24 protein-coding genes and 1 riboswitch are annotated in these 26,593 nt (G+C 71.2%); of the genes, 10 read left to right on the top strand and 14 right to left on the bottom strand.

The window, feature by feature from the left end:
* The first annotated feature begins 119 nt into the window (after positions 1–119).
* From KTR66_RS02600 to KTR66_RS02585, 4 genes are read left to right on the top strand one after another with little or no spacing between them, the layout of a single operon-like run.
* Positions 120–1,745, top strand: coding sequence for a squalene/phytoene synthase family protein (locus KTR66_RS02600; RefSeq protein WP_213610103.1), 1,626 nt, complete (start codon positions 120–122; stop codon positions 1,743–1,745).
* A complete protein-coding gene (locus tag KTR66_RS02595; RefSeq protein ID WP_213610101.1) occupies positions 1,742–2,956 on the top strand; it encodes an FAD-dependent oxidoreductase in 1,215 nt (404 codons plus the stop codon). The genes KTR66_RS02600 and KTR66_RS02595 overlap by 4 nt, the downstream gene beginning before the upstream one ends.
* Entirely contained in the window at positions 2,953–4,281 is a 1,329-nt protein-coding gene (locus KTR66_RS02590) for an aldehyde dehydrogenase family protein (protein WP_213610099.1), read from the top strand. Before KTR66_RS02595 ends, KTR66_RS02590 begins: the two co-directional genes overlap by 4 nt.
* A 16-nt stretch (positions 4,282–4,297) precedes the next feature.
* Positions 4,298–5,053 (top strand): SDR family NAD(P)-dependent oxidoreductase, encoded by a 756-nt coding sequence (locus tag KTR66_RS02585; protein WP_213610097.1) that lies wholly within the window; start codon positions 4,298–4,300, stop codon positions 5,051–5,053.
* A 6-nt stretch (positions 5,054–5,059) separates the two neighbouring features.
* Here the strand turns inward: KTR66_RS02585 and ptsP are convergent, their stop codons facing one another.
* The 5 genes from ptsP to KTR66_RS02560 all read right to left on the bottom strand — a co-directional run bounded on the left by ptsP (position 5,060) and on the right by KTR66_RS02560 (position 9,101).
* The gene (ptsP, locus tag KTR66_RS02580; RefSeq protein ID WP_213610095.1) at positions 5,060–6,916 is read right to left on the bottom strand and encodes a phosphoenolpyruvate--protein phosphotransferase; all 1,857 of its coding nucleotides are present in this window, start codon (positions 6,914–6,916) and stop codon (positions 5,060–5,062) included.
* The gene (locus KTR66_RS02575; RefSeq protein WP_213610639.1) at positions 6,906–7,175 is read right to left on the bottom strand and encodes an HPr family phosphocarrier protein; all 270 of its coding nucleotides are present in this window, start codon (positions 7,173–7,175) and stop codon (positions 6,906–6,908) included. Before KTR66_RS02575 ends, ptsP begins: the two co-directional genes overlap by 11 nt.
* A gap of 98 nt (positions 7,176–7,273) precedes the next feature.
* On the bottom strand, positions 7,274–7,720 hold the full coding sequence (locus KTR66_RS02570; protein ID WP_213610093.1) for a PTS sugar transporter subunit IIA: 447 nt from the start codon (positions 7,718–7,720) through the stop codon (positions 7,274–7,276).
* Positions 7,717–8,658: an RNase adapter RapZ gene (rapZ, locus tag KTR66_RS02565; RefSeq protein ID WP_213610091.1), complete on the bottom strand. Its 942-nt coding sequence runs from the start codon at positions 8,656–8,658 to the stop codon at positions 7,717–7,719. Before rapZ ends, KTR66_RS02570 begins: the two co-directional genes overlap by 4 nt.
* Entirely contained in the window at positions 8,655–9,101 is a 447-nt protein-coding gene (locus tag KTR66_RS02560) for an HPr kinase/phosphorylase (protein WP_213610089.1), read from the bottom strand. Before KTR66_RS02560 ends, rapZ begins: the two co-directional genes overlap by 4 nt.
* 85 nt (positions 9,102–9,186) lie before the next feature.
* Here KTR66_RS02560 and KTR66_RS02555 point away from each other — a divergent pair, with 85 nt between their 5' ends.
* Positions 9,187–10,146 (top strand): serine/threonine dehydratase, encoded by a 960-nt coding sequence (locus KTR66_RS02555; RefSeq protein ID WP_213610087.1) that lies wholly within the window; start codon positions 9,187–9,189, stop codon positions 10,144–10,146.
* Between the two features lies 1 nt (position 10,147).
* Here KTR66_RS02555 and KTR66_RS02550 read toward each other — a convergent pair whose 3' ends face one another.
* On the bottom strand, positions 10,148–10,855 hold the full coding sequence (locus KTR66_RS02550) for an ABC transporter substrate-binding protein (RefSeq protein ID WP_249731798.1): 708 nt from the start codon (positions 10,853–10,855) through the stop codon (positions 10,148–10,150).
* Positions 10,856–11,168: 313 nt separating this feature from the next.
* Here KTR66_RS02550 and KTR66_RS02545 point away from each other — a divergent pair, with 313 nt between their 5' ends.
* Complete coding sequence (locus KTR66_RS02545) at positions 11,169–13,655, top strand: response regulator (protein ID WP_213610083.1); 2,487 nt, start codon at positions 11,169–11,171, stop codon at positions 13,653–13,655.
* Between the two features lie 57 nt (positions 13,656–13,712).
* Here KTR66_RS02545 and KTR66_RS02540 read toward each other — a convergent pair whose 3' ends face one another.
* Entirely contained in the window at positions 13,713–14,486 is a 774-nt protein-coding gene (locus KTR66_RS02540; RefSeq protein ID WP_213610081.1) for a creatininase family protein, read from the bottom strand.
* Between the two features lie 68 nt (positions 14,487–14,554).
* On the opposite strand from KTR66_RS02540, the gene KTR66_RS02535 reads away from it, so the two are divergent.
* Positions 14,555–16,084 (top strand): FAD-binding domain-containing protein, encoded by a 1,530-nt coding sequence (locus KTR66_RS02535; protein WP_213610079.1) that lies wholly within the window; start codon positions 14,555–14,557, stop codon positions 16,082–16,084.
* 53 nt (positions 16,085–16,137) lie between these two features.
* Here KTR66_RS02535 and ykgO read toward each other — a convergent pair whose 3' ends face one another.
* The 3 genes from ykgO to argH form a co-directional block, all read right to left on the bottom strand.
* Positions 16,138–16,263: a type B 50S ribosomal protein L36 gene (ykgO, locus tag KTR66_RS02530; RefSeq protein ID WP_213610077.1), complete on the bottom strand. Its 126-nt coding sequence runs from the start codon at positions 16,261–16,263 to the stop codon at positions 16,138–16,140.
* Positions 16,264–16,371: 108 nt separating this feature from the next.
* On the bottom strand, positions 16,372–16,569 hold the full coding sequence (locus tag KTR66_RS02525; protein WP_213610682.1) for a hypothetical protein: 198 nt from the start codon (positions 16,567–16,569) through the stop codon (positions 16,372–16,374).
* Positions 16,566–17,894 carry an argininosuccinate lyase gene (argH, locus tag KTR66_RS02520; RefSeq protein ID WP_213610637.1) on the bottom strand — a complete coding sequence of 443 codons (1,329 nt, stop codon included), beginning with the start codon at positions 17,892–17,894 and terminating at the stop codon, positions 16,566–16,568. Before argH ends, KTR66_RS02525 begins: the two co-directional genes overlap by 4 nt.
* A 90-nt stretch (positions 17,895–17,984) precedes the next feature.
* On the opposite strand from argH, the gene KTR66_RS02515 reads away from it, so the two are divergent.
* Together KTR66_RS02515 and KTR66_RS02510 are read left to right on the top strand one after the other, a co-directional pair.
* Positions 17,985–18,545, top strand: a complete 561-nt coding sequence (locus tag KTR66_RS02515) for a TlpA disulfide reductase family protein (RefSeq protein WP_249731797.1) — start codon at positions 17,985–17,987, stop codon at positions 18,543–18,545.
* 67 nt (positions 18,546–18,612) lie between these two features.
* Positions 18,613–19,065: a nuclear transport factor 2 family protein gene (locus tag KTR66_RS02510; RefSeq protein WP_213610074.1), complete on the top strand. Its 453-nt coding sequence runs from the start codon at positions 18,613–18,615 to the stop codon at positions 19,063–19,065.
* A 69-nt stretch (positions 19,066–19,134) separates the two neighbouring features.
* Here the strand turns inward: KTR66_RS02510 and gcvP are convergent, their stop codons facing one another.
* From gcvP to gcvT, 3 genes are read right to left on the bottom strand one after another with little or no spacing between them, the layout of a single operon-like run.
* A complete protein-coding gene (gcvP, locus tag KTR66_RS02505; RefSeq protein WP_213610072.1) occupies positions 19,135–22,023 on the bottom strand; it encodes an aminomethyl-transferring glycine dehydrogenase in 2,889 nt (962 codons plus the stop codon).
* Entirely contained in the window at positions 22,020–22,394 is a 375-nt protein-coding gene (gcvH, locus tag KTR66_RS02500) for a glycine cleavage system protein GcvH (protein ID WP_213610070.1), read from the bottom strand. Before gcvH ends, gcvP begins: the two co-directional genes overlap by 4 nt.
* A gap of 10 nt (positions 22,395–22,404) precedes the next feature.
* A complete protein-coding gene (gcvT, locus tag KTR66_RS02495) occupies positions 22,405–23,490 on the bottom strand; it encodes a glycine cleavage system aminomethyltransferase GcvT (RefSeq protein ID WP_213610068.1) in 1,086 nt (361 codons plus the stop codon).
* A gap of 144 nt (positions 23,491–23,634) precedes the next feature.
* Positions 23,635–23,736: riboswitch (glycine riboswitch) on the bottom strand.
* A gap of 185 nt (positions 23,737–23,921) precedes the next feature.
* Here gcvT and KTR66_RS02490 point away from each other — a divergent pair.
* A complete protein-coding gene (locus tag KTR66_RS02490) occupies positions 23,922–25,070 on the top strand; it encodes an alpha/beta hydrolase (protein ID WP_213610066.1) in 1,149 nt (382 codons plus the stop codon).
* A gap of 4 nt (positions 25,071–25,074) precedes the next feature.
* Here KTR66_RS02490 and KTR66_RS02485 read toward each other — a convergent pair whose 3' ends face one another.
* Positions 25,075–26,478: an alkaline phosphatase family protein gene (locus tag KTR66_RS02485; RefSeq protein WP_213610064.1), complete on the bottom strand. Its 1,404-nt coding sequence runs from the start codon at positions 26,476–26,478 to the stop codon at positions 25,075–25,077.
* Between the last annotated feature and the right edge of the window lie 115 nt (positions 26,479–26,593).

Raw genomic sequence — 26,593 nt, 5'->3', positions numbered from 1 at the left:
GGCAAATTGGCCGTCCCGGCTGTGCCGTGGCAACGCGGTGGCGCCTCTCGCGCGGATCGGCTCTGCCGATCATCCGGCCTGGGCTGGAAAGCGGGCGCGACACAAGCCACAAAGGCGGCATGAATGATGTGACCGCGCCCGGTGCGCCCAACCGCACCCATGACACGGAGAATTTCCCGACCGCCTCGCTGATCCTGGCGAAGCCGGTGCGGGCGAAGGTCATGGCCTTCTACCGCTTCGTCCGCATGGCCGACGACATCGCCGACAGCGACAGCCTGAGCCCGGCCGAGAAGCTGGCGCGGCTCGATGCGATGGAAGCGTCGCTGGATGATCCCCGCACGCCCATCGCGGAAGGCGCGCGCATGCAGGCGGAGGGCGTGGGCGTCGAGGAAGCGCGCCTCATGCTCTCGGCCTTCCGGCAGGATTCCGAGCAGGCGCGCTATGCCGAATGGCCGGACCTCGTGGATTACTGCCGCCGCAGCGCGGACCCGGTGGGCCGGATGCTGCTGCGCCTGCACGGCACGACGGCCGAGGCCGCGAAGCAGGCGGCGGACGGGCTCTGCACCGCGCTGCAGATCCTGAACCACCTGCAGGACCTGGTGCCGGACCGCGAGAAGCTGGACCGCGTCTATCTCCCGCAATCATGGCTCGCGCTGGCCGGCGGCGAGGCCGCCTTTTTCGAACCGGGCAACACGAAGCGCCGCGACATCCTGGATGCCGCGCTGGATCGTGTGGAGGACCTGCTGGACCGCGCCAGCGCGTTGCCGCGGCTCTGCACCGCGCGGCGGCTGGCCATCCAGTCGGCCATGACGATCGGCCTGGCGCGGCGGCTGCTCGGCAAGCTGCGCACGGCTGATCCGGTGCTGGGGCGGGTCGCGCTGGGCAAGCTCGATTTCGCGGCGGAACTGCTGGCCGCGCCGCTGCTCGGCCCGACCGATCCTGTGCTGGTCGCGCAGCGCGTCAGCCGCGCCGGCTCCTCCTTCGCGCGCGGCATGGCGACGCTGAAGGGCGAGCGGCGCCGCGCCCTCTGGGCCGTCTATGGCTTCTGCCGCGCGGTGGATGACATCGCGGATGGTGCCATGCCCGAGGGCGAGAAGCGCCGGCTGCTGGCCGAGTGGCGCGTGAAGCTCACCACGCCGGATTGCGCCCTCTCGCGCGAGTTGCTGCTCGCGCGCGAGGCCTTCGAGATTCCGCTGGAAGAGTGCGAGGCGATGGTGGCGGGCATGGAGACCGATGCCTCCGACCATCTCCGCCTGCCGGATGAGGCGGCGCTCGATCTCTATTGCCGCCGCGTGGCCGGCAGCGTGGGCGCCATGTCGGTCCGCATCTTCGGCGAGCCCAAGGCCGAGGCCTGGGGGCTGGCGCTGGGCCACACTTTCCAGCTGACGAACATCCTGCGCGACGTGGATGAGGATGCGACGCGGGACCGCGTCTATATCCCGCTCTCCGTGCTGGAGAAGGCGGGCATCCCGGATGGGCCGGCGCGCTCCATCGTCACGCATCCGGCCTTTCCGGGCATCTGCAAGGAACTGGCGGGCCGCGCCGTCGCCGGATTCTTCCGCGCCGAGGCGGAACTCCCGCGTTACGACACCGAGGCGCTGCGCCCCGCGCGCGTGATGATGTGGGGCTATCGCCGCATCCTGGACCACATGCTGCGGCGCGGCTGGTCCGGTGAGCGCCCGCGCGCGCGGATGACGAAGGCTGAGAAGTTCCGCATGGCGGTCTTCGCGGTGACCGGGCGATGACCATCCATGTGATCGGCGCCGGCATGGCCGGCCTCGCCGCCGCGCATGCGCTCGCCACGCAAGGCCACGCCGTCACGCTGCATGAGGCGACACCGGGGGCCGGCGGCCGCGCGCGCGCGCTGCCGGATGGTACGGATAATGGCACCCATGCGCTGATCGGCTGCAACACGGCGGCCCTCGGCTTCCTCGATGCCATTGGCGCGCGGCAATACTGGGTGCAGCCCGAGCCGGGCGGGCTGCCCGTCCATGATTGCGCCGATGGTTCCTCGCGCCTCGTGGCGCTCTCGCCCGCCGGCTGGTGGAATGGCGCCAGGCGGCCGGCCGGAATCTCCTGGGGCGGCGTGCTGGCGATGATGGCGATGGCCTTGCCGCTGCGCGATCGGACCATCGCCGAGGCGATGGCCGCGCATCCGGCTTTCCTGCGTGGCTTCGTGGACCCGCTGGTGATCGCTGCGCTGAATACGCCTTCCGCCGAGGCCTCGACGCGCCGCCTGGGCCAGGTGCTGCGCAAGCTGGGAGCGCCGGGCGCCGCGCGGCTTTTCGTGGCAAGCCGGGGGCTGGGGCCGGACCTGGTGGACCCGGCGCTTGCGGTGCTGGAGACAGCGGGCGCGGAGTACCGCCCCGGCAGCCGTCTCCGCGCCATCCAGGTGAAGGAGGGCCGCGCCAGCAGCCTCACCTTCCAGGACCAGGATGTGATGCTGGGCGAGGCCGACCGCGTGGTGCTGGCCCTGCCGCCCTGGGAGGCGACGCGCATGCTGCCCGGCCTGCCCGCGCCCGACAGCTTCGCGCCCATCGTGAACCTGCATTTCGCCTTCCAGCCGGGTGGCGAGGTGCGCTTCCTCGGCCTGCTCGGCGCGCTCTGCCAATGGGTGCTGATCCGGCCCGGCGGCGTGGCCGTCACCGTCAGCGCCGGCGATGCCGAGGCCGAGCAGGATGTGGAGGAACTGGCCCCGCGCGCCTGGGCCGAGATCCTTGCTGCCGTCCGCGCCTTTCACGTCCCGGGCGACTGGCCGGTGGCGCCGCCGCCCTGCCGCGTGATCAAGGAGCGCCGCGCCACGCCGCGCCAGCGCCCCGGGCCGATTCCGGCGCCGCCGCGCCGGCCGCTGGCGAACCTGGCGCTCGCCGGCGACTGGACCTGGCCCGATCTGCCCGCGACCATCGAGGCCGCCATCTGCTCCGGCCAGGCTGCCGCAAGGGAGATCCTGCGATGACGCCGGCCGAAGCCCTCGCCGCGCTCCGCGCCGTCGAGGCGGCGGAGGGCGCGCCGAGCCTGGATGCGCGCCGCGCCCTGCTGGCCGAACTGCGCCGCGTGGTGCTGAAGCACGCGGCCGCCATCGCCGAGGCCGCCGCCGCCGACTACGGCGCGCGCAGCGCCGAGGACACGCTGTTGGCTGATGTGCTGCTCATCGCCGATGCGTGCAGTTACTCGCGCCGCAAGCTGCGCGGCTGGGCCCGGCCGCGCCGCGCCGCCGTTCCCATGCCCTTCTTTCCCGCCCGTGCCTGGGTCGAGCCTATGCCCAAGGGCGTCATCGGAATCATGGCGCCCTGGAACTATCCGGTGCAGCTGGCCCTCATGCCCGCACTCGACGCCATCGCCGCCGGCAACCGCGTGGTGATCAAGCCCTCCGAGGCGGCGCCGCGCGTGGCCGCGCTCATCGAGACCATCCTGGCCGAGGCCTGGGGGCCGCGCATTGCGCTGGTCGTGCAGGGCGGGCCGGAGGTGGCGCAGGATTTCGCCAGCCAGCCCTGGGACCACCTGGTCTTCACCGGCGGCACCGAGATCGGCCGCAAGGTGATGGCGGCCGCCGCGCCGAACCTGACGCCGCTCACGCTGGAGCTCGGCGGCAAATGCCCGGCCCTGGTGCTGCCCGGCGCGGATCTGAAGCGCGCCGCGCGCAACATCCTCGTCGCCAAGGCCGTCAATGCGGGGCAGACCTGCATCGCGCCCGATACGGTGCTGCTCATCGGCCACAGCGCGGCCGATTTCGCCCGCGCGGCGCGGGAGAGCGGCGTGACCGAGACCGGCACCGCCGTGATCAACGCGCGCCAGCAGGCGCGGCTCGATCGCATCAGCGAGGGGGCCACCATCGCCTGGATGGGGCCGGGGCCTCATTCGGTGGGACTCGCCCTGGCCGCTGGGCAGCTCGCGGAGGAGGAGATCTTCGGCCCCATCCTCGCCATGGAGGAATGCGCCTCGCTGGAGGAGGCGCTGGCCTGGGTGCGCGCACGGCCGCATCCGCTGGCCATCTACCTCTTCGGCGCGAATGCGAGCGAGGAAGCGCAGGTCGCCGCCCAGACCAAGTCCGGCGCGCTGGTGACCGGGCGTGCGGTGGAATACGCGGCCCTGCCGGGGCTGGGTTTCGGCGGCGTCGGCGCCTCGGGCTTCGGGCGGCGCAATGGCGAGGCCGGGTTCCGCGAATTCAGCAATCCGCGCGCGCGTATGCGCAACGGAGGCTGGGCGCTGGCGCGGCTCTTCGATCGGCCGCAGACTGGCTTCGCCCGCAAGCTGATCCGGCAATTGGTGGGCCTGAAGTAGCGAGGAACCCACGGCGATGGCACGAGCAGACCGCATCATCCTGGTGACCGGCGCCGCGACCGGCATCGGCGCCGCCTGCTGCCGCCGGATGGCGGGGCCGGGCACCGCCATCCTGGTGCACACGCGCAAGAACGCGGAAGGCGCGGAGCACACGGCCGAGGCGGTGCGTGCCAAGGGCGGCACGGCCCATGTGGTGCTGGGCGACATCGCCGATCCCGCCACGCCGGCTGCGCTGGTTGCTGCCGCGCAGGAGCACTTCGGCGGGCTGGACGTGGTCGTCGCCAATGCCGGCTTCGCCGACAAGACTCCGCTGCTGCAGACCGATGACGCGCAGATCGCCCGCACGCTGGATACGGTGCTCTGGGCCTTCATCCGGCTCGCGCGGGCCGCCCTGCCGGTGCTGACCGAGGGGCACGACCCCAGGCTGATCGCCATTTCCTCCTTCGTCGCCCACAGCTTCCGCAACGACGTGACGGTCTTCCCCGCCACCTCGGCCGCGAAGGCGGCGGTGGAGGCGCTGGTGCGCGGCCTCGCCATCGAATACGCGCCGAAGGGCGTGACCGTGAATGCGGTGGCGCCGGGCTTCACCCAGAAGGATCCCGGCGCGCACGCGGCCTATTCGCCGGCCCAGTGGGAGATGGTGAAGCGCAGCGTGCCGCTGGGGCGCCTCGGCACGCCGGATGACGTGGCGGCGGCGGTGAATTTCGTGGCCTCGACCGAGGCCGCCTATGTCACGGGCCAGGTCTGGCACGTGAATGGTGGGCTGGTTTAGCCAGCCTTATTTCTCGTTCGTCCGCGCTGCGAATTCATCCACCAGTTCGGCGATGCGCTTCGGGTCGCTCTGCTCCATCACGCGCCGTGCGAAGCGCGCGCAGTCGTCAATGTCGAGCGACCGCACCGCCTGCTTCACGCGCGGGATGGAACTGGCATTCATCGAGAGGCTGCGCAGCCCCAGGCCCAGCAGCAGCGGCACCAGCTTCGGGTTGCCGCCCATCTCGCCGCAGACGCTGACCGGCATGCGCAGGCGCAGCGCGGCTTCGGTCGCGAACTGCATCAGGCGCAGCACGGCGGGGTGCAGCGGGTCATAGAGGTGGGCCACGTCGATCTCGGCGCGGTCCACCGCCAGCGTGTACATGGTCAGGTCATTGGTGCCGATCGCGAAGAAATCGGCTTCCAGCGCGATGGCGTCAGCGGCGAGTGCCGCACCCGGCGTCTCGATCATCGCACCCAGCGGCGGCAGCTTCTCGGGCAGGGCCTCGCCGCGGCGGCGCAGGCGGCGGGCGACGCGCTCATAGATCTCGCGCGCCTGCGCGACCTCGGAAGGTACGGTCACCATGGGCAGCAGGATGCGCACCTGGCCCAGATGCGCGACGCGCAGGATGGCGGCGAACTGCTCCTCCAGCAGCGCAGGGCGCTTTAGCAGAAGCCGCAGGCCCCGCAGGCCGAGCGCCGGATTCGGGCCGGTCGGCACCGGCACGCCCTCGGCCAGCGCCTCCATGTCCTTCTCGCCGCCCCAGTCGAGCACGCGGATGGTCACGGGGTCCTGGCCCATGGCTTCCAGGATGCCGCGATAGGCCTCGACCTGCGCGTCCTCGTCGGGCAGGTCCTCGCGGTTCATGAAGAGGAACTCGGTGCGCAGCAGGCCGATGCCCTGGGCGCCGGCCTCCGCGATCAGCGGCAGCTCCGCCGGGATCTCGAGATTGGCCTGCAGCTCCACCGCCTGGCCGTCCAGCGTCTCGGCCGGCAGGGTCTTGAGCTTGCCGAGGCGCACCCGCTCCTTCGCCTGGGCGGCCAGGCCGGCCTTGGCGCGGGTGAGGGTCGCGGCATCGGGATGCAGCGCGACGATGCCCGCGCCGCCATCCAGCACCGCCATGTCGCCGCGCCGTGCGGCGGCCGTCAGCCCATGGCAGCCCAGCACGGCGGGGATGCCGAGTGCGCGCAGCATGATGGCGGTGTGGCCATCCGCGCCGCCCTCCTCGGTGGCGACGGCAGCGATCTTGCCGGGCTCCAGCAGGGCGGCGTCCGCGGGGGTCAGTTCATCCGCCACCACGATGGCGCCGGCCGGCACGCCCTTCAGGCTGCGGAAGGGGGTCGCCGTCAGGTTGCGCGTCAGGCGGCGGGCGATCTCGCGCACCTCGCCGGCGCGGCGGTTCAGCCCGGCCTTGTCATCGCCCTTGGCGGCGAGGATGGCTTGCGCGATGGCCTCCGCCTCGTCCTGCACGGCGGTCTCGGCCGAAAGCAGCTCGTCCCCGATGCGCTTGCGCGCGCCGCGCAGCAGCCGCGAATTGCCGAGCATGAGGATATAGGCGTCGAGCAGCGGCTCGAGTTCCTCCTGCGCTTCCTCGGGCAGGACGGTGAGGCGGGTCTTGAGCTTGCTGACCTGCTTGCGCGAGAGGGCGGCGGCGTCCTGGAGCTTCGTGCGCTCGTGCTCCACCGCATCGGCGGTGATTTCGCGGCGCGGCGCCTCGGCGGGCTCTTCGGTGGTGTCGTAGATGGTGCCGATGACGATGCCGGGCGAGACGGCGATGCCCGAGAGGCGCTGTTCGGCCGGTTTCGCGCTCCGGCGCGCGGGCTTGGCCTCCGGCTTCGGCTCCGGCCGGGGCTCCGCGTCGCTCTTGGTCGCGTCAGTCTTCATGGAAGCCGGCTTCGATCAGCCCGGCCACCGCGTCCAGCGCCTCGCGCGCGTCCCAGCCCTCGGCCTCGAGCGTCACTTCGCTGCCCTGGCCGGCGCCCAGCATCATCAGCCCCATGATGGAGCAGGCGGGCACGGTCTGGCCGGCGCGGCTGACATTCAGGCAGGCGGAATAGCGCTCGGCGACCGCGACGAGCTTGGCGGCGGCGCGCGCGTGCAGCCCGCGGCTGTTGATGATCTTGATGGTGCGCTTCAGCACCATCCCGTCCCCGCCGGGGCAGCCGCAATCCAGCGGCGGGGCCGGCGTCTCGGCGGCGGAGGCCAGGTGCGGCGCGCCGCCCTCTTCCGTGGGCCACTCGTTCATTGGGCGCTTCCATTCCCGTTCTTGCCCGCCATTTGGGGCGTGGCATGGCCGTTTGCGAGGTCGCTCGCCGCGGTGATGTATTTTCGTCCCGCCTTGGCGGCATGGTCCACCGCCTCGGCCAGCGGCTCGCTGCCGCGAATCTTGGCGAGCTTGACCAGCAGCGGCAGGTTCACGCCCGCGATCACCTCGATCGTCTTGTGGTCGGCGAGCGAGAAGGCGAGGTTGGAGGGCGTGCCGCCCGCGATGTCGGTCAGCACGATCACGCCATCCCCCTGGTCCACATCGGCGATTCGCGCGCGGATATCCGCGCGCCGGCCCTCCATGTCGTCCTCCGGCCCGATGCAGACGGTGGCGACGGCGGCCTGGGGCCCCACCACATGCTCCATGGCGTGGCGCAATTCGAGCGCGAGCCGCCCATGGGTGACGAGCACAAGACCAATCATGTTTCGGTATTCGCGGTGAGGGGCATGGGGGGGGATGCGGGGGGGAGAGAGGTTGATAACACCATATCGGGCAGCTGACCCAGTTCCCGATGCGCGACATCCACACGCCAGCCCTGCTGGCGGAGATGGGCTGCCAGTTTTTCGGCCACGAAGACGGAACGATGCCGCCCGCCCGTGCAGCCGATGGCGATGGTGAGGTACTTCTTCCCCTCGGCCACATAGCGCGGCAGCAGGGGCTCGATGAAGCCCGTGAGGCGCGTCCAGAAGGCGGGGAAATCCGGGTCCGCCGCGACATATTCCGCGACCGCAGGATCCCGCCCCGTCATCGGCCGCAGCAGCGCATCGTAGTGCGGGTTGGCGAGGAAGCGCATGTCGAAGACGAGGTCGGCCTCGCGCGGCAGACCCTTGGGGAAACCGAAGGACTTGATGTTGACGTTCAGCCCCGGCGCCCCCTCGGGCTTGAAACGCGCCTCGATCAGGCGGCGCAACTCAGGCAGCGGCAGGGTGGAAGTGTCGAGGATGAGGTCCGCCGCCTCGCGCAGGGGCGCGAGCAGCGCGGCCTCCCGCGCGATTCCGTCCTGCACGCGGCTGCCCAGCGGGCCGCCCGGCGCCAGCGGATGGCGGCGGCGCGTCTCGGTGTAGCGGCGCAGCAGCACCTCCTCCTCGGCCGTCGCATAGACCAGCGTGGCTGCGATGTCCGGGCGCTGGCGCAGTCGCGCGATCGCGGCCAGGGCCTTGGCCGGATCGAAGCCGCGCGTGCGGGTATCAATGCCCGCGGCGATCGGGCCGGAGCCCTCCTGCACCAGGGCGTCGAGGATGGCGAGTGGCGGGTTGTCCACCGTCTCGAAGCCGAGATCCTCCAGGACGCGCAGGATGGAGGCCTTGCCGGCGCCGGAGAGGCCGGTCACCAGCACGAAGGGACGGCTGTCCTCGCTCATGCGGCAAAGGCCCCGGCGGTCATGGCCGCGCGCCCGGCCAGCACGTCCAGGGCGCGGCGGAGCAGGTCGGGGGCGGAGGGGGCGGCGCCGTCGAGACGGAGCGCCGGCAATTCCAGGCCGAGCGCGGACCAGCGGGCCGGCTCGGGCAGGCGCGCCACCTCGGCCCGCGGTGCCAGCTGCGCCACGAGGCGCAGGGGCGCCGTCTGCCAGGGCAGGCGCTCCAGCAGGCCAAGGCCGAACACCTCCATGCGCCCGGCCAGCGATGGGGGCGGGGATGCGCGCAACAGGCCTTGCTCAGCCTCCAGCATCACTTGGTCATCCGCTACCAGGGTCCAGCCTTGCCCGATGAGACGCAGCACGAGATCCGACTTGCCGCCGCCCGGGGGTGCGAGGATGAGGACGCCTTCGCCGGCCAGGGCCGCGCAGCTTCCATGCAGGAACATTCCCGGCGTCCACAAGGTTCCACCGTGGGAGTTTATGGCAGGATTGGGGCTTGTGCGGAAGGGCGTCCTGGGCGCACCTCAGGCCATGCCCCAAGCACCTGATTCCGCCCTGATCACTCAAGCCGGCATCGCCGCCGCCGACATCGCCGCCGCGGCTGAGCGCATCCGGGGCGACATCCGGCGCACCCCGCTGCTCGAACTGCCCGGCTGGGGCTGCCTGAAGCTTGAGATGCTGCAGGTGGCCGGCAGCTTCAAGCCGCGCGGGGCCTTCAACCGGATGCGGGCGCTGGGCGTGCCGCCCGCCGGCGTCATCGCCGCCTCGGGCGGGAATCACGGCGCGGCGGTGGCGGCGGCCGCGCAAAGCCTCGGCGTCCCCGCGGAGATCTACGTCCCCGAGATCGCGGCCGAGGCGAAGCGCGCGCGCATCCGTGGCTTCGGCGCGCGCCTCGTCGTGGGCGGCGCCACCTATGACGAGGCACGGCAGGCGAGCGAGGTCCGCGCGGCCGAAACGGGTGCCCTGATGGTCCATGCCTATGACCAGCCGGAGGTGCTGGCCGGGCAGGGCACGGTGGCGCTGGAGTGGCAGGAGCAGGCGCCCGACCTCACCCACCTGCTGATCGCCGTGGGCGGGGGCGGGCTGCTGGGCGGCATCGCCGCCTGGCATGCCGCGACGGGGGTGAACCTCGTCGCCGTCGAACCGGAGGGCTGCCCCGGGCTGCATGCGGCTCTCGCGGCGGGCCGCCCGGTGCCCGCGCCGGTGGGCGGCCTGGCGGCGGACAGCCTGGGCGCGAAGCAGGTGGGCGGGTTGATGTTTCCGATCGTGGCCGGGCTCGCGGCGCGCGGCCGGCTGGCTTCCGTCCTGGTGGCGGATGATGCGATCCGCGCCGCGCAGCGCGCCCTCTGGGATGCGGCCCGGCTGGTGGCCGAGCCGGGCGGGGCGGCGGCCCTGGCCGCGTTGCTCAGCGGGACCTGGACGCCGCCGCCCGGTGCCCGGGTGGGGGTGCTGGTCTGCGGTGCCAACACCGACCCTGGCTCGCTGGCATAGGCTACCGGATCAGGATCGGCGTCAGCCCATGCCTCGCGGCGGCACGGGCCAGCGTGCCGTCGGCCCGGGCGGCGCCGACGAAGCTGTTCACCTCGGCCAGCCAGGGCGCGTCATGAATGGGCAGCGCCCAGGCGTAGAGCGTCTCGCCGAAGCGGTCCGGCGGATCGATCACGCGGGCCCAGTCATGCATCAGCAGCATGCGGCGCGTGTAGGGGAAGTCGCTCATGAAGACATCGGCGCGGCCCGCCTGGATCTCCGCCTCGCGCGAGCGGGGCGGGACGACGACCAGCAGCTCCGCCCGGCGCAAGGTCCGGCTCATCAGCGGCTCCATGATGGTGCCCGCCGCGACCGCGACGACGGTGCCCGGCGTGTCGATATCCGACCAGTTGCGGATCCGGGTGTTGTTGCGCGTGGTCACGGCATACATGGGGCTCGCGAGGTAGGGGCGACTGAAGGCCACGCGCTGGGCGCGCGCCGGCGTGATCCCCACCCCCATCATGGCGATGTCGCAATCGCCCGCTTCGATGCGGTCCATGAAGACCGCGAAATTGGTCTCGACGAAGGTCAGCCGGACCGAGAGGCGCGCGGCGAGCGCCCGGGCCAGGTCGATGTCGATCCCCTCCAATTCGCTGTTGCGCGGGTTTCGGAAAGAGATGGCGAAATAATCGGGCCAGATGCAGACTTTCAATTCGCCACGGGCGCGGATCATGTCGAGACGCGAGGCCTGCGCGGGCGGGGAAGCGGCGCCGGGCGCGGCCGCGGCGGATGGCGCCTGGGGTGTGGCTTGCGGCGGGCTTTGTATCCCCGCCTGGGACCATGCCTCGCAAAGTGGGAATAATCCTGCAATAACTGCAAGGACCATGGGCCTGAAAGCACTCCGCAACAGCATTCGCCTCTCCTTCGGCTCTTCGGGCGCCTCTTCGGGCGGCTCCCCGGGTGGCGGAGCGTCGGACGCTTCCGCTGCCACCCCACGGCCCAGCCGACTCTACGCACTTGTCGCCGGTCTCGTCATCCTGTGCCTGATGACCGTCTATGGCATCGTCATGTACCGGGGCCAGCAGGAAGCGGTGCTGGACGCCGAACGGCTCACGCAATCTGTCGCCGAGGCCCTTGCCGATCAGTTGACGCGGGCGATGCAGACGGTGGACATCGTCATGCTCGACCAGGCCGAGCGCAGCGGGCAGGGGGTGGATACCATCCCCGGGCAGCGCACCAGCCTGCTGCGGGACGTCTCCCAGCTGCGCGCCCTGCTGGTGACCGATGCGAACGGCCTGATCATCCATTCCACCGTCGAGGGCCTGGTGGGCCAGAGCCTGGGAGACCGCGAGTGGTTCCGCGTCCTGCGGCTCAGCGGGCAGATGGTGCGCCTCGGCGCGCCCGAGGCGGGGCGATTCCTGGCCGCGCCCGGTGCCCGGCCGATCAGCGAGACGGGACTCTGGTCCATCCCGCTGGCGCGCGCCGTCCGCAACGCGCGCGGCGAGTTCGAGGGGACCGTCATCGCCCTCATCAACCCCGAATATCTCAGCAGCATCGCCCGCCAATATGCCGAGGGCTTCGGCGTGACCGTGCGGCTGCATTCCTTCAACGGCGCCCTGTTGGCACGTTCGGACGGCAGCCGGGCGGGGATCGGGCAGATCCATCCGGGCGCCTGGCCGTTCCGCAACTTCCTGCCGCGCCTGGAGCGCGGCAGCTTCGTGGGTGTGGACCAGGATGGGCAGAATGTGATGGCGAGCTTCGCCGTCACCCGCCAGGGCCTCTTTGTCGTTGAGGTGGTGCGCGCCCGCGCCGATGCCATGGCGGCGAACCGGGCGCTGGGGCTGCTCCTCGGCCTCGGCGTGGCCGGCGCGGGCGCCTTCATCCTGATGGCGCTGGGGCTGATGGTCCGTCAGGCGCAACGGCTGCGCGCCCAGGGCGAGCAGCTGGCCGAGAGCGAGGCCGCGGCCCGCGCCGGCTCCCGCGCCAAGGAGGATTTCCTGGCCTCGATGAGCCACGAGATCCGCACGCCGATGAACGGTGTGATCGGCATGACGGGCCTGCTGCTGGACACCCGCCTCGACGACCTGCAGCGCCGCTACGCCGAGACCATCCAGAACTCGGCCGAGCACCTCCTGATGGTGCTGAACGACATCCTCGACTTCTCCAAGCTGGAGGCCGGCGCGGTCGAGCTGGAGCGCGTGCCCTTCGAGCTCGAGAAGGAACTCTCCACCATCGTCGAGCTCTTCGCGCCCAAGGCGGCGAGCAAGGGCGTCGAACTGCTGGTCGCGCTGCCGGGCGACATGCCGCGCATCATGGTGGGGGACCCTGGCCGGGTGCGGCAGGTGCTGTTCAACCTCGTCGGCAATGCCGTGAAATTCACCGACAAGGGCTGGATCCAGCTCGATGTCACGCTGGAGCCGCTCGGCCAGCGGCGCGGCTGGCTGATGCATATCGCCGTGCTCGATACCGGAATCGGCCTCGACCCCGCCCAGGTGCCGCACCTGTTCGAGCGCTTCACCCAGGCCGATGCCTCGATCCGCCGGAAATATGGCGGCACCGGCCTCGGCCTCGCCATCTGCCGGCGCCTCGCGGAGGAGATGGGCGGCGGCATCGAGGCGGGCCCGCGCGATCCGACCAAGCCGCGTGGTGCGGGCAGCCGCTTCACCTTCTCGGCCAAGCTCGGCCAGCCGCCTGGGCCGGTGGAGGCCGCGCCGGCCACCGCGCTGGCCGGCGTGAAGGTCATGGTGGTGGATGACCTGGCGCTCAATCGCGACATCATGGCCCGCCAGCTCGTCAGCATGGGGGCCGAGCCCGTCCTGGCCCGCGATGGCGCCGAGGCGCTGACGCTGCTGCGAGAGGCGGCGGCCCGCGATCGCTCGATCCGTGCCGTGGTGCTGGACGGGCAGCTGGAGCATGCCCGCGGGCTGGACGTGGCGCGGCAGATCCGCGCCGAGCCCGGCCTGCCGCGCCCGGCCATCCTGCTTTGCTCTTCCGGCGCCTCGCTCGGCAAGGACAAGCCGGAGGAAGGGCTGGTCGAGGGCATGCTCCTCAAGCCCGCCCTCCCAGCCCGGCTGCGCGACAGCCTGCTCGCCGCGCTCGCGCCCCGCGCCGAGGCGCTGGCGCCGATCCTGGCGGACACCACCCCGGCCGCCGTGGAGGATGCCCCCCTGCAGCGGGTGCTGCTGGTGGAGGACAATGCGACCAACCAGCTCGTCATGAAGACCATCCTGGGCAAGGCGCATTGCCATGTGGATGTGGCCGGCGATGGCGGGGAGGCGGTGCGCATGGCCAATGCCAGCGCCTATGACGTGATCCTGATGGATTTGCAGATGCCGGTGATGGACGGGCTGGAGGCCACGCGGCAGATCCGCGCGACGCCCGGCCCGAACCGCCGCACCCGCATCATCGGCCTGACCGCCGCCGTCGGCCCCGTCTTCGAGGCGCAATGCCGCGCGGCGGGGATGGATGACTATCTCGGCAAGCCGGTCCAGCGGGCGGCGCTGCTGGAGCGGCTGAAGCAGAAGGTGGGGTGAGAGCGTGATGCGTTGAGGCGGAATCGCCGAAACGCTGAATCATCCTCTCAGCACAGCTCAGGCCTTCCAGACCCTCTCGGGCCTGCTCCAGAGCACCGGATCGCGCATGGCGCGCGCGAGGTTCGCGGCGATGGCGGTGATCATGGCCTGGCCCTTTTCGGACGTCGCGGCGCGCGGGTCGCCCTTCACGCCGGTGCGCGGCGCACGCTCGGCGAAGCTGTAGAAGCGCGAGAAGCCCGCCGGCGCCTGCACGCCGGCATTGCCGCCCGCAGCCTCCTCGATCTTGTCCTGCCGCACCTGGGCAGGGTCCAGCGCCAGCCACAGCGCCGTCTCGCCCTCGCAGGCATGCATGATGCCCGCCTGGGTGGTGAGCGCCTTGGCGATCTCGACCGGCGCCACATTGGGCCAGGTGGTGGTGACAACGGGCATGCCGAATTCATGCGCCAATTCGCGCACCGAGACGTTCAGCGGATCGATGTTGCCGCCATGGCCGTTCACGATGAGCAGCCGCGTGAAGCCCTGCGCCTGCAGGCTGCGGACCACGCAGCGCAGCACCGCGTGCAGCGTCGCGTGATCCAGCGTGATGGTCCCACCGAAAGGCAAATGATGCTCGGAAAGGCCGGTCCAGAGCGGGGGCAGGACGATGGCCGGGATGTCGGTCGCGAGCTTTGCCGCCTCCACGCTCAGCGCATGGGCGATGAAGCTGTCGGTCCAGACCGGCAGATGCGGGCCGTGCTGCTCCAGGCTGCCGATCGGCAGCACAGGCAGCGCGCCGCGCTCGGCGAGTGCCTTGAGTTCGGGGCTGGTCAGTCTCTCCCAACGCACTTCCATCGTGATCTCCTTCGTTTCGCGCAGCCTCTCCCCCTTGCCGGATGCGCGCAAGCGGGCAGATCAGGGGCATGCTCGACGTGGTCTGGTTCAAGCGGGATCTGCGCGTGGCCGACCATGCGGCGCTGGCGGCGGCGCGCGCGCCCGTGCTGCCGCTCTACATCGTGGAGCCGGAATACTGGCGGGGGGACGATGCCTCGCCACGCCAATGGCACTTCCTGCGGGCGGCGCTTGAGGATCTGCGGGCACAATTGGCGGCGCTCGGGCTGCCGCTGGTGGTGCGCCGTGGCGATGCGGTGGCGCTGCTGGCACGGCTGCATGCCGAACGCGGCATCCGCGCGCTGCACAGCCATGAGGAGACGGGCAACCTCTGGACCTATGGGCGGGACCGGGCGGTGGCGCGCTTCTGCCGCGAGGCGGGCCTGCCCTGGCACGAACATCCGCAATTCGGCGTGGTGCGGCGGCTCGGCTCGCGCGATGGCTGGGCGCGGCGCTGGGCGGGCTTCATGGGGACACCCGTACAGGCACCGCCGCGGGGGCTGTCGGCGCCCGAGGTGATCGAGGGGGCGATCCCGGAGCAGCCCTTCGACTGGAACCCCGAGGACGGGCTGGTCGAGGCGCAGCCCGCCGGCCGCGCGGCCGCGCTTGATCTGCTGGAGAGCTTCCTCGCCGGACGCGGCGCCGACTACCGGCGTGGCATGTCCTCTCCGGTGAGCGCTCCCACCGCCTGCTCCCGCCTCTCGCCGCACCTCGCCCTGGGCAGCCTCTCGATGCGGGAGGTGGTGCAGCGGGTGGAGCGCGCGGGGCGTGACATCGCGGCGCTGCCGCCCAGCCAGCGGCCCCTCCCGGTGGGGGCGGTGCAGTCGCTCGCCTCACGGCTGCATTGGCATTGCCACTTCATCCAGAAGCTGGAGAGCGAGCCCGAACTGGAGCGGCGCGCGGCGCATCCCGCCGCCGAGGCGGCGCGGCGGCCGACCGCGCCGGACGATCCGCTGTTGCTGGCCTGGGCCGAGGGGCGGACGGGCTATCCCTTCCTCGATGCCTGCATGCGCTCGCTGATCGCCACGGGTTGGATCAACTTCCGCATGCGGGCGATGCTGATGAGCTTCGCGAGCCACCATCTGGGGCTCGACTGGGCGGCCAGTGGCGCGCATCTGGCCCGCCTCTTCGTGGATTACGAGCCGGGCATCCATTGGCCGCAGGTGCAGATGCAATCGGGGGCCACGGGCATCAACACGCCCCGTCTCTACAACCCGGTGAAGCAGGGGCTGGATCAGGACCCCGAGGCCGTCTTCATCGCGCGCTGGGTGCCGGAGGTGGCGCATCTGCCGGCCGGGCTGCGCCATATGCCGTGGCGGCTCGAGATCCCGCCCGCCGCGTACCCCGCGCCGGTGGTGGAGCTGTCAGCGGCGCTGCAGGCGGCGCGGGAGCGGATCAGCCGGATTCGCGCGGCCGCGGGCTTCGAGGCGGAGGCGCGGCGCGTTTTCCAGAAACACGGCAGCCGCCAGCGGCGCTTCGCGCAGGATGACCCGATGGGCGAGCGCGCCAGGATCGCCCGGCGCGAGGAAAAGGCGCGGCGGCAGATGACGCTGGATGTCTGACATGAAAATGGGGGGCTGAGCCCCCCATCATCACTCGTCGAACCGGAAGCGGTTCAGCCCTGGCGGGCCTTGAAGCGCGGGTTCTTCTTGTTGAGGACGTAGAGACGGCCGCGGCGACGCACCACGACGCAGTTCTTGTCCCGCAACTTGGCGGATTTCAGGCTGTTGCGGATCTTCATGGCGCGAACTCACGAAACACGAAAAAGGTTGCGGGGAAAGCGATGCCAACCCCGGGGAGACCGCGAGATAATCGGGCGCGGCAGGCGAGTCAACCTCGGCGGGGCGGACTACCGGGGTGGGGGCAGGGGTGGCAGCCCCTGGGAAACGCGGCGGGCGTTGATCTCGGCGCGCTCCTCGGCGGTCAGCGCGGGGTAGGAGCGCGGGAAGGTGATCGCCTCCTGCGGGCCGGGCGGGCGGGGCGGACCCACGCGTCCGCAGGCGGCGAGCGCCAAGCCGGCCAGGGCCAAGGCGGTGATGCGCCTCACGCCAGGCGCTCCTGCCACTCGGCCACCATGGCGCGGACATTGTCCGGCGCCGTGCCGCCATAGGATCGGCGGGAGGCGACGGAGGCGGCGGGCGTCAGCACGCCGAAGACGCTGTCATTGATCCGCGGCTCCACCTCGCGCATCTCGGCGATGGTGAGGCCGGAGAGATCCACGCCCATGCCCTCGGCCTTGGCGACGAGGCGGCCGGTGACGTGATGCGCGTCGCGGAAGGGCAGCTTCAGCTCGCGCACCAGCCAATCGGCGAGGTCGGTCGCGGTCGAGAAACCATCGCCCGCGGCGGCGGCCATGCGGGCGATGTTGGGCTGCATGTCGCGCACCATGGCGGCGCTGGCGGCCAGGCAGAGCGTCAGGTTCTCAGCCGAGTCGAAGACGCCTTCCTTGTCCTCCTGGAGGTCCTTCGCATAGGTGAGCGCGAGGCCCTTCACCACGGTGAGAAGGCCGACGAGGTTGCCGTTGATCCGCCCCGTCTTGCCGCGCACCAGCTCGGCCGCGTCGGGGTTGCGCTTCTGCGGCATGATGGAGCTGCCGGTGGTCAGCCCATCCGAGAGCTTCACGAAGCCGAAGGAGGGGTTGGTCCAGATCACGATCTCCTCCGCGAGGCGCGAGAGATGCGTGGCGCAGATGGCGCAGGCGGCCAGGAACTCCATGGCGAAGTCCCGGCTGCCGACGGCGTCCAGGCTGTTGCGGGTCGGCCGGTCGAAGCCGAGTGCCGCGGCGGTCGCGTGGCGATCAATGGGGAAGCCGGTGCCGCACATGGCGGCCGAGCCCAGCGGGCATTCGTTGAGCCGCGCGCGGGCGTCCAGCATGCGGCCGCGGTCGCGCCAGATCATCTCGGCATAGGCCAGCATGTGGTGGCCGAAGGTGGTGGGCTGCGCGGGCTGGAGATGCGTGTAGCCCGGCATGATGGTGCCGGCATGCTCCCCGGCGCGGGCCACCAGGGCGCGCACCAGGTCGAGCATCTGGGCGGCGAGGCCATCCATGGCGTCGCGCGTCCAGAGGCGGAAATCGGTCGCCACCTGGTCGTTGCGGCTGCGGGCGGTGTGCAGGCGCTTGCCGGCCTCGCCGATGCGCTCGGTGAGCCGCGCCTCGATGTTCATATGGACGTCTTCCAGCGCCTCGGACCATTCGAAGCGGCCGGCTTCGATCTCGGCGGCGATCTCGGCGAGGCCCCGCTTGATCGCGGCCTCGTCATCCGCGCTGATGATCCCTACATGGGCGAGCATGGCGGCATGGGCGAGGCTGCCGCGGATGTCCTGGCGCCACATCTTGGCATCGAAGCCGATCGAGGCATTGATGGCCTGCATGATCGCCCAGGGGCCTTCGGCGAAGCGGCCGCCCCATTGCTGGTTGGTGTTGGTTTCGTTCGGGATGGACACGAGGATATGGCTTCCGGTTTGACGTCGCGCCGCGCTCTGGCTGGCATGGTCCTAGCGCCCGCCTTGCTGGGCGCGCAAGCCGCGCGGGCGGCGGCGGGCGTCGAGCGCCTGCGGGAAGCCGCGCGCCCCATGCCCGCCATCACCTTCCAGGACGCGGATGGCGCCGAGAAGACGCTGGCGGATTTCCCGGGGCAGGGGCTGGTGATCAACCTCTGGGCGACCTGGTGCCCGCCCTGCGTGGCCGAGATGCCGGCGCTGGAGCGGCTGGCGAAGACCTTGGCCGCGGATCGCATCGCCGTGCTGCCGCTGTCGTCGGATCGCGGTGGGCGGGCGGTGGTGGAGGCCTTCTATCAGCGCATCGGCCTGACGGGCCTCGGCATCTGGCTCGACCCGCGCGGCGCGGCGGCGCGGGCGCTGGGCGCGCGCGGCCTGCCGACGACGGTGATCGTGGACCGCCAGGGGCAGGAGCGGGCGCGGCTGGAGGGTGACGCGGCCTGGGACACGGCGCCCTTCGTGGCCGCGATCCGGCGGCTGGTGGGGCCGGCGCCGGCCGCGCGCGAGCCGCTGGTGCGGACCTGATGGACGCGCGCCCGCGCCGGGCCTAGCCTTCCCACAGCCGGCGAGAGACCGGCGAGGGAGGAAGATCATGACCATCAACCGTCGCCATCTGGGCGGGGCCGCCATTCTGGCCGCCACGCTCGTCCCCGTTTTGGCCCAAGCGCAATCCGCTGATGAGCAGGCCGTCGCGCAAGCCGTCGCGGCGTTGACGCGCGCCATGCTGGCGGCCGACCGCGCGGGGCTGGAGGCTGTGACGCATGAGGGGCTGAGCTATGGCCATTCGGCCGGGCGCATCGAGAACCGGGCGCAGTTCATCGGCAATATCGTCGAGCGCAACAATCCCTTCGGCGAGATCAACATCACCAACCAGACGATCCAGGTGAATGGCGAGGATGCGATCGTGCGCCACGTCTTCACCGGCCACACCACGGGTGGCGGGCGGATCACGCCGGTGAATATCGGCATTCTGCAGGTGTGGAAGAAGCAGGCCGGCGCCTGGAAGCTCTACGCCCGCCAAGCCTTCGTGCGGCCCCAGGCCTGATTGCGGGTTCCGAGGGGCAAGCCCCTCGGCGAGAGGGGTCTGGGGAGAGCAGAGCTCTCCCCAGGGATGTTACTCCGCCGCCTGCAACGTGGCCGTCTCCGCATAGGCCTCAAGCGGCGCGCAGGTGCAGACCAGGTTGCGGTCGCCATGGACATTGTCCACGCGCTTCACCGGCGGCCAGTACTTGTTGATCCGCACATAGGGCAGCGGGAAGGCGGCCTGTTCGCGCGTGTAGGGGTGCGCCCAGTCGCTGGCGAGCACTTCCGCCATGGTGTGCGGCGCGTTCTTCAGCGGGTTGTCGGCGCGGTCCATCCGGCCCTGTTCGACGGCGCGGATCTCGGCGCGGATGCTGATCATCGCGTCGCAGAAGCGGTCGAGCTCGGACTTGGTCTCGCTCTCCGTCGGCTCCACCATGAGCGTGCCGGTGACCGGCCAGGACATGGTGGGCGCATGGAAGCCGTAATCCTGCAGGCGCTTGGCGATATCCTCGACGAGGACGCCGCCATTCTGCTGGAAGCCGCGGCAATCCAGGATGCACTCATGCGCCACCATGCCCTGGCCGCCCCGGTAGAGGATGGGGAAGTGGTCGCGCAGGCGGGCGGCCATGTAGTTGGCGTTGAGGATCGCGATCTGCGTGGCGCGCGTCAGGCCTTCGCCGCCCATCATGCGGATATAGGCGTAGCTGATGGGCAGGATGGCGGCCGAGCCGAAGGGCGCGGCGGAGACGGGGCCGAACCCGGTCGCCGGGCCCGCTTCCGCCACAAGCGGGTGGTTCGGCAGATGCGGCGCAAGATGCGCGGCCACGCCGATCGGCCCGACGCCCGGACCGCCGCCGCCATGCGGGATGCAGAAGGTCTTGTGCAGGTTCAGGTGGCAGACATCGGCGCCGATGGAGGCGGGCGATGTCAGGCCCACCTGCGCATTCATGTTGGCGCCATCCATGTAGACCTGCCCGCCCTCGGCATGGATGATCGCGCAGATCTCGCGGATCGCCTCCTCGAAGACGCCATGGGTGGAGGGGTAGGTGACCATGAGCGCGGCCAGGTTCGGGCCATGCAGCTTGGCCTTGGCGCGCAGATCCTCCACATCGACATTGCCGTCGCGGTCGCAGCCAGTGACGACGACCTTCATGCCCGCCATCACGGCCGAGGCCGGGTTGGTGCCATGCGCGGAGCTCGGGATGAGGCAGATATTGCGATGCCCCTCGCCGCGCGCCTGGTGGAAGGCGCGGATGGCGAGCAGGCCCGCATATTCGCCCTGCGAACCCGCGTTCGGCTGCAGCGAGACGGCGGCGAAGCCGGTGACGCGGCAGAGCCACTGCTCGAGTTGCCGGATCATCGCGATATAGCCCTGCGCCTGGTCGGTCGGCGCGAAGGGATGGATATCGGCGAAGCCGGGGAAGGTGACGGGGATCATTTCCGCCGTCGCGTTCAGCTTCATGGTGCAGGAGCCGAGCGGGATCATGGAGCGGTTCAGCGCCACATCCTTGTCCTCCAGCCGCTTCATGTAGCGCAGCATGGAGTGCTCGGCGTGGTGCGAGTTGAACACCTCGGCCTTGAGGAAGCCCGTGGTGCGGGCCAGCGTGGCGGGGATGCCGCCCTTGGGCGTCACGGCGGCGAGGTCGCCCTGGCCGAGGATGCCGGCGAGCGTGGCCAGCTCGGCGCGCGTGACGGTCTCATCCAGCGCGATGGCGATGGCATCCGTGCCCAGGCGGCGCAGGTTGAAGCCGGCGTCCAGCGCGGCCTGCATCACGGCCTCGGTCTCGCTGCCCGTCTCCAGGCAGATCGTGTCGAAGAAGGCGTCGTGGCGCAGCGGGAAGCGCGCGGCGCCGGCCAGCACGCGGGCCTGGAGCGCCACGCGGCGGGCGATGCGCCGCAGCCCTTCCGGCCCATGCCAGACGGCGTACATCGAGGCCATCACCGCCAGCAGCACCTGCGCGGTGCAGATGTTGGAGGTGGCCTTCTCGCGGCGGATATGCTGCTCGCGCGTCTGGAGTGCGAGGCGCATCGCGGGCGCGCCGGCGGCATCGATGGAGACGCCGACGAGGCGGCCCGGCATGCTGCGCTTCAGCGCATCGCGCACCGCCATGTAGCCGGCATGCGGGCCGCCATAGCCGAGCGGCACGCCGAAGCGCTGCGAGGACCCGACCACGATGTCGGCCCCCATCTCGCCCGGGGGCGTGACCAGCGTCAGCGCCAGCAGGTCGGCCGCGACGATGGCGAGTGCGCCGGCCGCATGCGCCGCCTCGATCTCGGGGGTGATGTCGCGCAGCGCGCCGGTCGTGCCTGGATATTGCGTCAGCACGGCGAAGGGCGCCTCGGCCGCGATGGTGGCGGCGAGCTGCGCGGGCTCGGCGAGGACGACGCGGATGCCCACGGGCTCGGCGCGCACCTGCACGACGGCGATGGTCTGCGGATGGCAATCGGCGGCGATGACCAGCGTATCGCTCTTCGCCTTGTGCGCGGAGTGGGCGAGCGTCACGGCCTCCGCCGCCGCCGTGCCCTCATCCAGCAGCGAGGCGCCGGCGACGGGCAGGCCCGTCAGGTCGGTGATCAGCGTCTGGAAATTCACCAGCGCTTCCAGTCGGCCCTGGGCGATCTCGGCCTGGTAGGGCGTATAGGCGGTGTACCAGCCAGGGTTTTCCAGGATGTTGCGCAGGATCACCGGCGGCGTGTGCGTGCCATGATAGCCCATGCCGATGAGGCTGCGCTTGCGGATGTTGCGCTCGGAGAGCGCGCGCAGCTCGGCAATCGCGGCGGCCTCGTTCACCGGGCTCGGCAGGCCGGAGAAATCCATGCCGCGGATCGCCGCCGGCACGGTGCGCGCCGTCATCTCCTCCAGGTCCGTGCAGCCGATGGTGGCCAGCATGGAGGCCACCTCACCGGGCGTCGGCCCGATGTGGCGGCGGATGAATTCGCCCGAATCCTCGAGCGCCGTGAGTTCGCTGAGGACGCTCATGCCAGGCTCTCCACATAGGCCGCATAGGCATTCGCATCCATGAGGTCATCCGGCAGCGCGCCGGCGGGGGCGATCTTGAAGAACCAGCCGGCCCCCGTGGGCTCGCTGTTGATCAGCGCGGGCTCATCCACCAGGCCGGAATTCACTTCCGTGACGCGGCCGGCGATGGGGGCATAGACGTCGGAGGCGGCCTTCACGCTCTCCACGACGGCGACAGCCTCGCCCGCCGTCACTTCGCGGCCCGCTTCGGGCAGGTCCACGAAGACCACGTCGCCCAGCGCGTTCTGCGCGTGGTCGGTGATGCCGATCACGGCCACATCGCCCTCGAAGCGGATCCACTCATGGTCCTTGGTGTATTTCATGTCGCTCATGGGTCGGGCCTCAGCGTGCGTAGCGGTGGGGTTGGAAGGGCATGGCGGCGACGCGCGCGGGCAGCGGCTTGTCGCGGACAATGAGGTCGAGCGCGGTGCCATCGGCCGCGGCGTCGCGCGCCACATAGCCCATGGCGACGGGAGCCCCGATGGAAGGGCCGAAGCCGCCGGAGGTGACTTCGCCGATGATGGCGCCGTCCTTGCGAATTTCCGTGTGGCCGCGCGCGGGCTGCCGGCCTTCGGGCCGGATGCCGACGCGCAGGCGCTTCACGCCATGGTCCAGGTGGTCGCGCACCACATCGGCGCCGCGGAAATTCCATTCCATGCGGCGGCGCTTGCCCATGGACCAGGTGAGGTTCGCCTCGACCGGGCTGGTCGTCTCGTCCAGGTCATTGCCATAGAGGCAGAGGCCCGCCTCGAGGCGCAGGCTGTCGCGCGCCCCAAGGCCGATCGGCATGACGCCCGGCATGGCGAGCAGCGCGCGGGCGAGCTTTTCCGCCTGCTCGGCGGCGACGGAAATCTCCAGCCCATCCTCGCCCGTATAGCCGGAGCGCGAGGCGATGACGGGGATGCCCGCGATCTCCATTTCCATGATGCCCATGAAGCTCATCGGCGTCGGGATCAGGGTTGCGACGGCCGGGCCCTGCAGGGCCAGCAGCGCGCGGTCGGGCAGGGGGCGGAGCTTCACGCCGCTGGGCAGAACGCTCTCGATCAGCGGCAGGTCGATCTGCTTGCGGGAGGCGTTGACCACGAGGAACAGCCGGTCGCCCATATTGGCGAACATGAAGTCGTCCACGATGCCGCCCGCCTCGTTCAGCAGCAGCCCGTAGCGCTGGCGGCCGGGCTTGAGGCCCTGGACATCGGCGGGCGTGAGCTGCTCCAGCGCGGCGGCCGCGCCTTCGCCCACCAGTTCCGCCTGACCCATGTGGGAGACGTCGAAAAGCCCCGCCTGCGCGCGGCAATGCAGGTGCTCGGCCATGATGCCGGCGGTGTATTGCACGGGCATGGAATAGCCCGCGAAGGGCACCATGCGGCCGCCCAATTCGCGGTTCAGCGCATCCAAAGGTGTTGTGCGCAGTGATTCGGACTCGGTCACGTATCCCCCTGCCGCTGGGCGGCATCTGAGTGTCGTGACCCCCCTCTGTCCGAGAGACCTGAGAGATTCAGTGGTTTGCCAGGGCCAACCACCTTACTCCGTCGGTGCCGCCCCCCTTTCGGGAGGCGAGCTTTCCAGAGTGCCCACCCGCGCGCGGCCCTTTTGCCTGAGCGTTTCCGGGGGCCGGTTGCGCCTTCGGCGATCCTTGCCCGATGCCGGGCTCGGATTCTCTCCCGCGCGCGATGCACAGGCCCGAGGGTCATGCCCGCGGATCGTGTCGAACGCAAGGCGTATCGAAGCAGCGCGCCAGGGGGGCGGACGGCCCATGCATGAAAACCAGGCGCATGCGCGCAGAAGCGCCTGAAAACCCAGCCACCGGTTCCCGCCGCCGGTGTCGCGGGCTAGCCTCTCGGGAAACCGGAGGAACCACCATGCTCGAATCGCTCGCCGCGGCGCATCTGCCCCCTGGGGTGCGCGCCCGCCACATTCCGAATGTGAACGGGCTGCGCATGCATGTGCTGGAGGCGGGCGAGGCGGGGCGGCCGCTGCTCCTGCTGCTGCACGGCTTCCCGGAGCTCGCCTATTCCTGGCGCAACGTGATGGTCCCGCTGGCCGAGGCCGGTTACCACGTCGTCGCCCCCGACCAGCGCGGCTATGGCCGCACGGAGGGGCCGACCCCGGTCTATGACGAGGACCTGACCCCCTATCGCCCGCTGGGTTACGTGCGGGACGCCCTGGCCCTGGTGGCGGCCCTCGGCCACACGCACGTCGCCTGCGTCATCGGCCATGATTTCGGCGCGCCCGTCGCCGGCAATGCCGCGCTGACCCGGCCCGATGTGTTCCGCGCCGTGGTGATGATGAGCGCGCCCTATGGCGGCCCGCGCGCCTGGCCGCTGGGCGAGCAGGCCAAGCCCGAGGGCCTGGCGGGCCTCGCTTCGCCCGAACTGCATGCGGGGCTGGCGAAGCTCGACCCGCCGCGGCTGCACTATCAGTGGTTCTATTCGACGCGCGAGGCCGATGCCGACATGCGCCACGCGCCGCAGGGCCTGCACGCCTTCCTGCGCGCCTATTACCACCACAAAAGCGCCGATTGGCCGGCCAACAAGCCCTATCCGCTGGGGTCCTTCACCGCCGAGGCCCTGGCCGTGCTGCCCACCTACTACGTCATGCATGCCGGGATGGGGATGGCGCAGACGGTGGCGGCCGAGATGCCCGATGCCGCCGCCATCGCCGCCAATACCTGGCTGCCGGAGGCCGCGCTTGCCGTCTATGCCGAGGAGTATGGCCGCACCGGCTTCCAGGGCGGGCTGCAATCCTATCGCTGCACGACCAGCGGCCAGGCGGCCGCCGAGATGCGCCTCTTCGCCGGGCGCGGAATCGAGGTGCCCTCCTGTTTCATCGCCGGCGCCAGCGACTGGGGGATCCACCAGAAGCCGGGCGAATTCGAACTGATGCAGGGGCAGGGGTGCCGGGATCTGAGGGGGCTGCACCTCATCCCCGGCGCCGGGCATTGGGTGCAGCAGGAGCAGCCGGCAGAAACGGTGCGGCTGATCAAGGACTTCCTGCGCGGCCTGGGCTGACGCCTCAGCCGCGCCGCAGCGCCGTCGGGTAGAAGCGGCCGCCCTGCCGCGCGCCCTCCAGCACGAAGCCGCCGGGCAGGGGGATGGTCTCCGGCTCCGGCGCGGCATCGGCCCAGGGGTCCCAGGCCTGGTGCAGCACCAGCCCGCCCAGGCCCGGCGGGCGCAGCCCGAAGAGATGCAGGAGGGTGGGCGCCACATCGGTCAGGTCCGCCATGCCCTTCATGGTCAGGCCTGGCGTGAAGGGCCCGCCCTCGAAGGCCAGCACGGTGGCGAGTTCCCGCCGGTGCAGCCCGCCATGCATGCCGCCGCCCTCGGGCACGTCCGGCGCGTCGAAGGGCGCCTGGCCGGGCAGGCCGAAGGCATCGGGCCCCTCATCGCCGGCGAAGAGCAGCACGAGATCGGCCGCGCGGGGGTGGTTCGCCTCCAGCAGGGCGAGCGGCGCCGTCCGGCCCGGCAGCAGCGCCGGGTCATTGGCCAGCAGCGGCCCGGCCCAGTCCTGGTGGGCCAGCCAATCCGCCACCTGGGGCGCGAGGCCCGGGTCATTCAGCCAGATGCCCGGCGCGCCGGCCGGGGCCACGGTGATCGCGGTGCCGCCCGCACCCGCCGGCAGCCCGTCCCGCGCCATGAGCCCGGCGAGGTCGATCCTGCGGTCGCCCGTCACATGCCCGTGGTCGGACAGGACGACGAGGCCGATCGCCTTCGCATCGGGCTGGGCGTCCCGCCAGTCGCGGATGCGGGCCACGCAGGCATCGGCCTCGGCCAGGGCCAGCGCCGTCTCGGGGTGGCCGAGGCCCCGGTAATGGAAGCTGATATCGGGCTCCGGGCACCAGAAGAGCGCCACATCCGGCCGGTGCCGTGGCAGGACATGCTCGGTCAGCACGCGGGCGGCATGGCGGCTGCGGGCCAGGTTGGGCACGGCGGCGGGCGGCGTGGGGCCAAGATGCTCGGCCACCGCCCGCGCTTCCTCGGTCCCGGTATCGGCCGCGTTCCAGCGGAACTGGCCGAGCCGCCGCGCGGCCGCGCTCGCCACCAGCGTCTGGCCCGGCGTGCCGGCCGAGACCACGGCGAAGCTGAGGCCGGCGGCGGCCAGATGCTCGCCGATCCCGGGCCGTTGCAGCGGCGATTCCGCCCCGGCCGAGAGGATGCGGTAATCCTCGGCCTCCTTGGTGCGCAGCAGGCGGTCCGGCGCCAGGGCCCGGTCGAACAGGGTATTGCCCACCATGCCATGCGCCGACGGGCGGCAGCCGGTGACGAGCGAGGGCGTGGCCACCCGTGTCTCGCTCGGGAAGACGCTGCGGGCATTCGCGAAGCGGGTGCCGCGCGCCATCAGCGCTGAGAGCGCGGGCATGGTGGCGGGCGTCACCATGTCAGGCCGAAGGCCGTCCAGCACGATGAGGATGAAGCGCATGGGGAGCTCTCCGGGGCAGGAAGGCAGGATGGCGTCTCATGACGCATGCGTCACCCAGGCGGGGGGGGGCGCAACTGGCGCGAATCTGTTGCGCATGCTGCAAACTGATGGTTAG

The sequence above is a fragment of the Roseococcus sp. SDR genome (assembly GCF_019083995.1).
Lineage (GTDB): Bacteria > Pseudomonadota > Alphaproteobacteria > Acetobacterales > Acetobacteraceae > Roseococcus.
This window is presented reverse-complemented; position numbering and strand designations above follow the sequence as displayed.

Coding starts and splice junctions, on each gene's coding strand:
- KTR66_RS02600 (WP_213610103.1), top strand. CDS start 120: ATGAATGATGTGACCGCGCCCGGTGCGCCCAACCGCACCCATGACACG.
- KTR66_RS02595 (WP_213610101.1), top strand. CDS start 1,742: ATGACCATCCATGTGATCGGCGCCGGCATGGCCGGCCTCGCCGCCGCG.
- KTR66_RS02590 (WP_213610099.1), top strand. CDS start 2,953: ATGACGCCGGCCGAAGCCCTCGCCGCGCTCCGCGCCGTCGAGGCGGCG.
- KTR66_RS02585 (WP_213610097.1), top strand. CDS start 4,298: ATGGCACGAGCAGACCGCATCATCCTGGTGACCGGCGCCGCGACCGGC.
- ptsP (WP_213610095.1), bottom strand. CDS start 6,916: ATGAAGACTGACGCGACCAAGAGCGACGCGGAGCCCCGGCCGGAGCCG.
- KTR66_RS02575 (WP_213610639.1), bottom strand. CDS start 7,175: ATGGTGCTGAAGCGCACCATCAAGATCATCAACAGCCGCGGGCTGCAC.
- KTR66_RS02570 (WP_213610093.1), bottom strand. CDS start 7,720: ATGATTGGTCTTGTGCTCGTCACCCATGGGCGGCTCGCGCTCGAATTG.
- rapZ (WP_213610091.1), bottom strand. CDS start 8,658: ATGAGCGAGGACAGCCGTCCCTTCGTGCTGGTGACCGGCCTCTCCGGC.
- KTR66_RS02560 (WP_213610089.1), bottom strand. CDS start 9,101: ATGTTCCTGCATGGAAGCTGCGCGGCCCTGGCCGGCGAAGGCGTCCTC.
- KTR66_RS02555 (WP_213610087.1), top strand. CDS start 9,187: ATGCCCCAAGCACCTGATTCCGCCCTGATCACTCAAGCCGGCATCGCC.
- KTR66_RS02550 (WP_249731798.1), bottom strand. CDS start 10,855: ATGATCCGCGCCCGTGGCGAATTGAAAGTCTGCATCTGGCCCGATTAT.
- KTR66_RS02545 (WP_213610083.1), top strand. CDS start 11,169: ATGACCGTCTATGGCATCGTCATGTACCGGGGCCAGCAGGAAGCGGTG.
- KTR66_RS02540 (WP_213610081.1), bottom strand. CDS start 14,486: ATGGAAGTGCGTTGGGAGAGACTGACCAGCCCCGAACTCAAGGCACTC.
- KTR66_RS02535 (WP_213610079.1), top strand. CDS start 14,555: ATGCTCGACGTGGTCTGGTTCAAGCGGGATCTGCGCGTGGCCGACCAT.
- ykgO (WP_213610077.1), bottom strand. CDS start 16,263: ATGAAGATCCGCAACAGCCTGAAATCCGCCAAGTTGCGGGACAAGAAC.
- argH (WP_213610637.1), bottom strand. CDS start 17,894: ATGCAGGCCATCAATGCCTCGATCGGCTTCGATGCCAAGATGTGGCGC.
- KTR66_RS02510 (WP_213610074.1), top strand. CDS start 18,613: ATGACCATCAACCGTCGCCATCTGGGCGGGGCCGCCATTCTGGCCGCC.
- gcvP (WP_213610072.1), bottom strand. CDS start 22,023: ATGAGCGTCCTCAGCGAACTCACGGCGCTCGAGGATTCGGGCGAATTC.
- gcvH (WP_213610070.1), bottom strand. CDS start 22,394: ATGAGCGACATGAAATACACCAAGGACCATGAGTGGATCCGCTTCGAG.
- KTR66_RS02490 (WP_213610066.1), top strand. CDS start 23,922: ATGCTCGAATCGCTCGCCGCGGCGCATCTGCCCCCTGGGGTGCGCGCC.
- KTR66_RS02485 (WP_213610064.1), bottom strand. CDS start 26,478: ATGCGCTTCATCCTCATCGTGCTGGACGGCCTTCGGCCTGACATGGTG.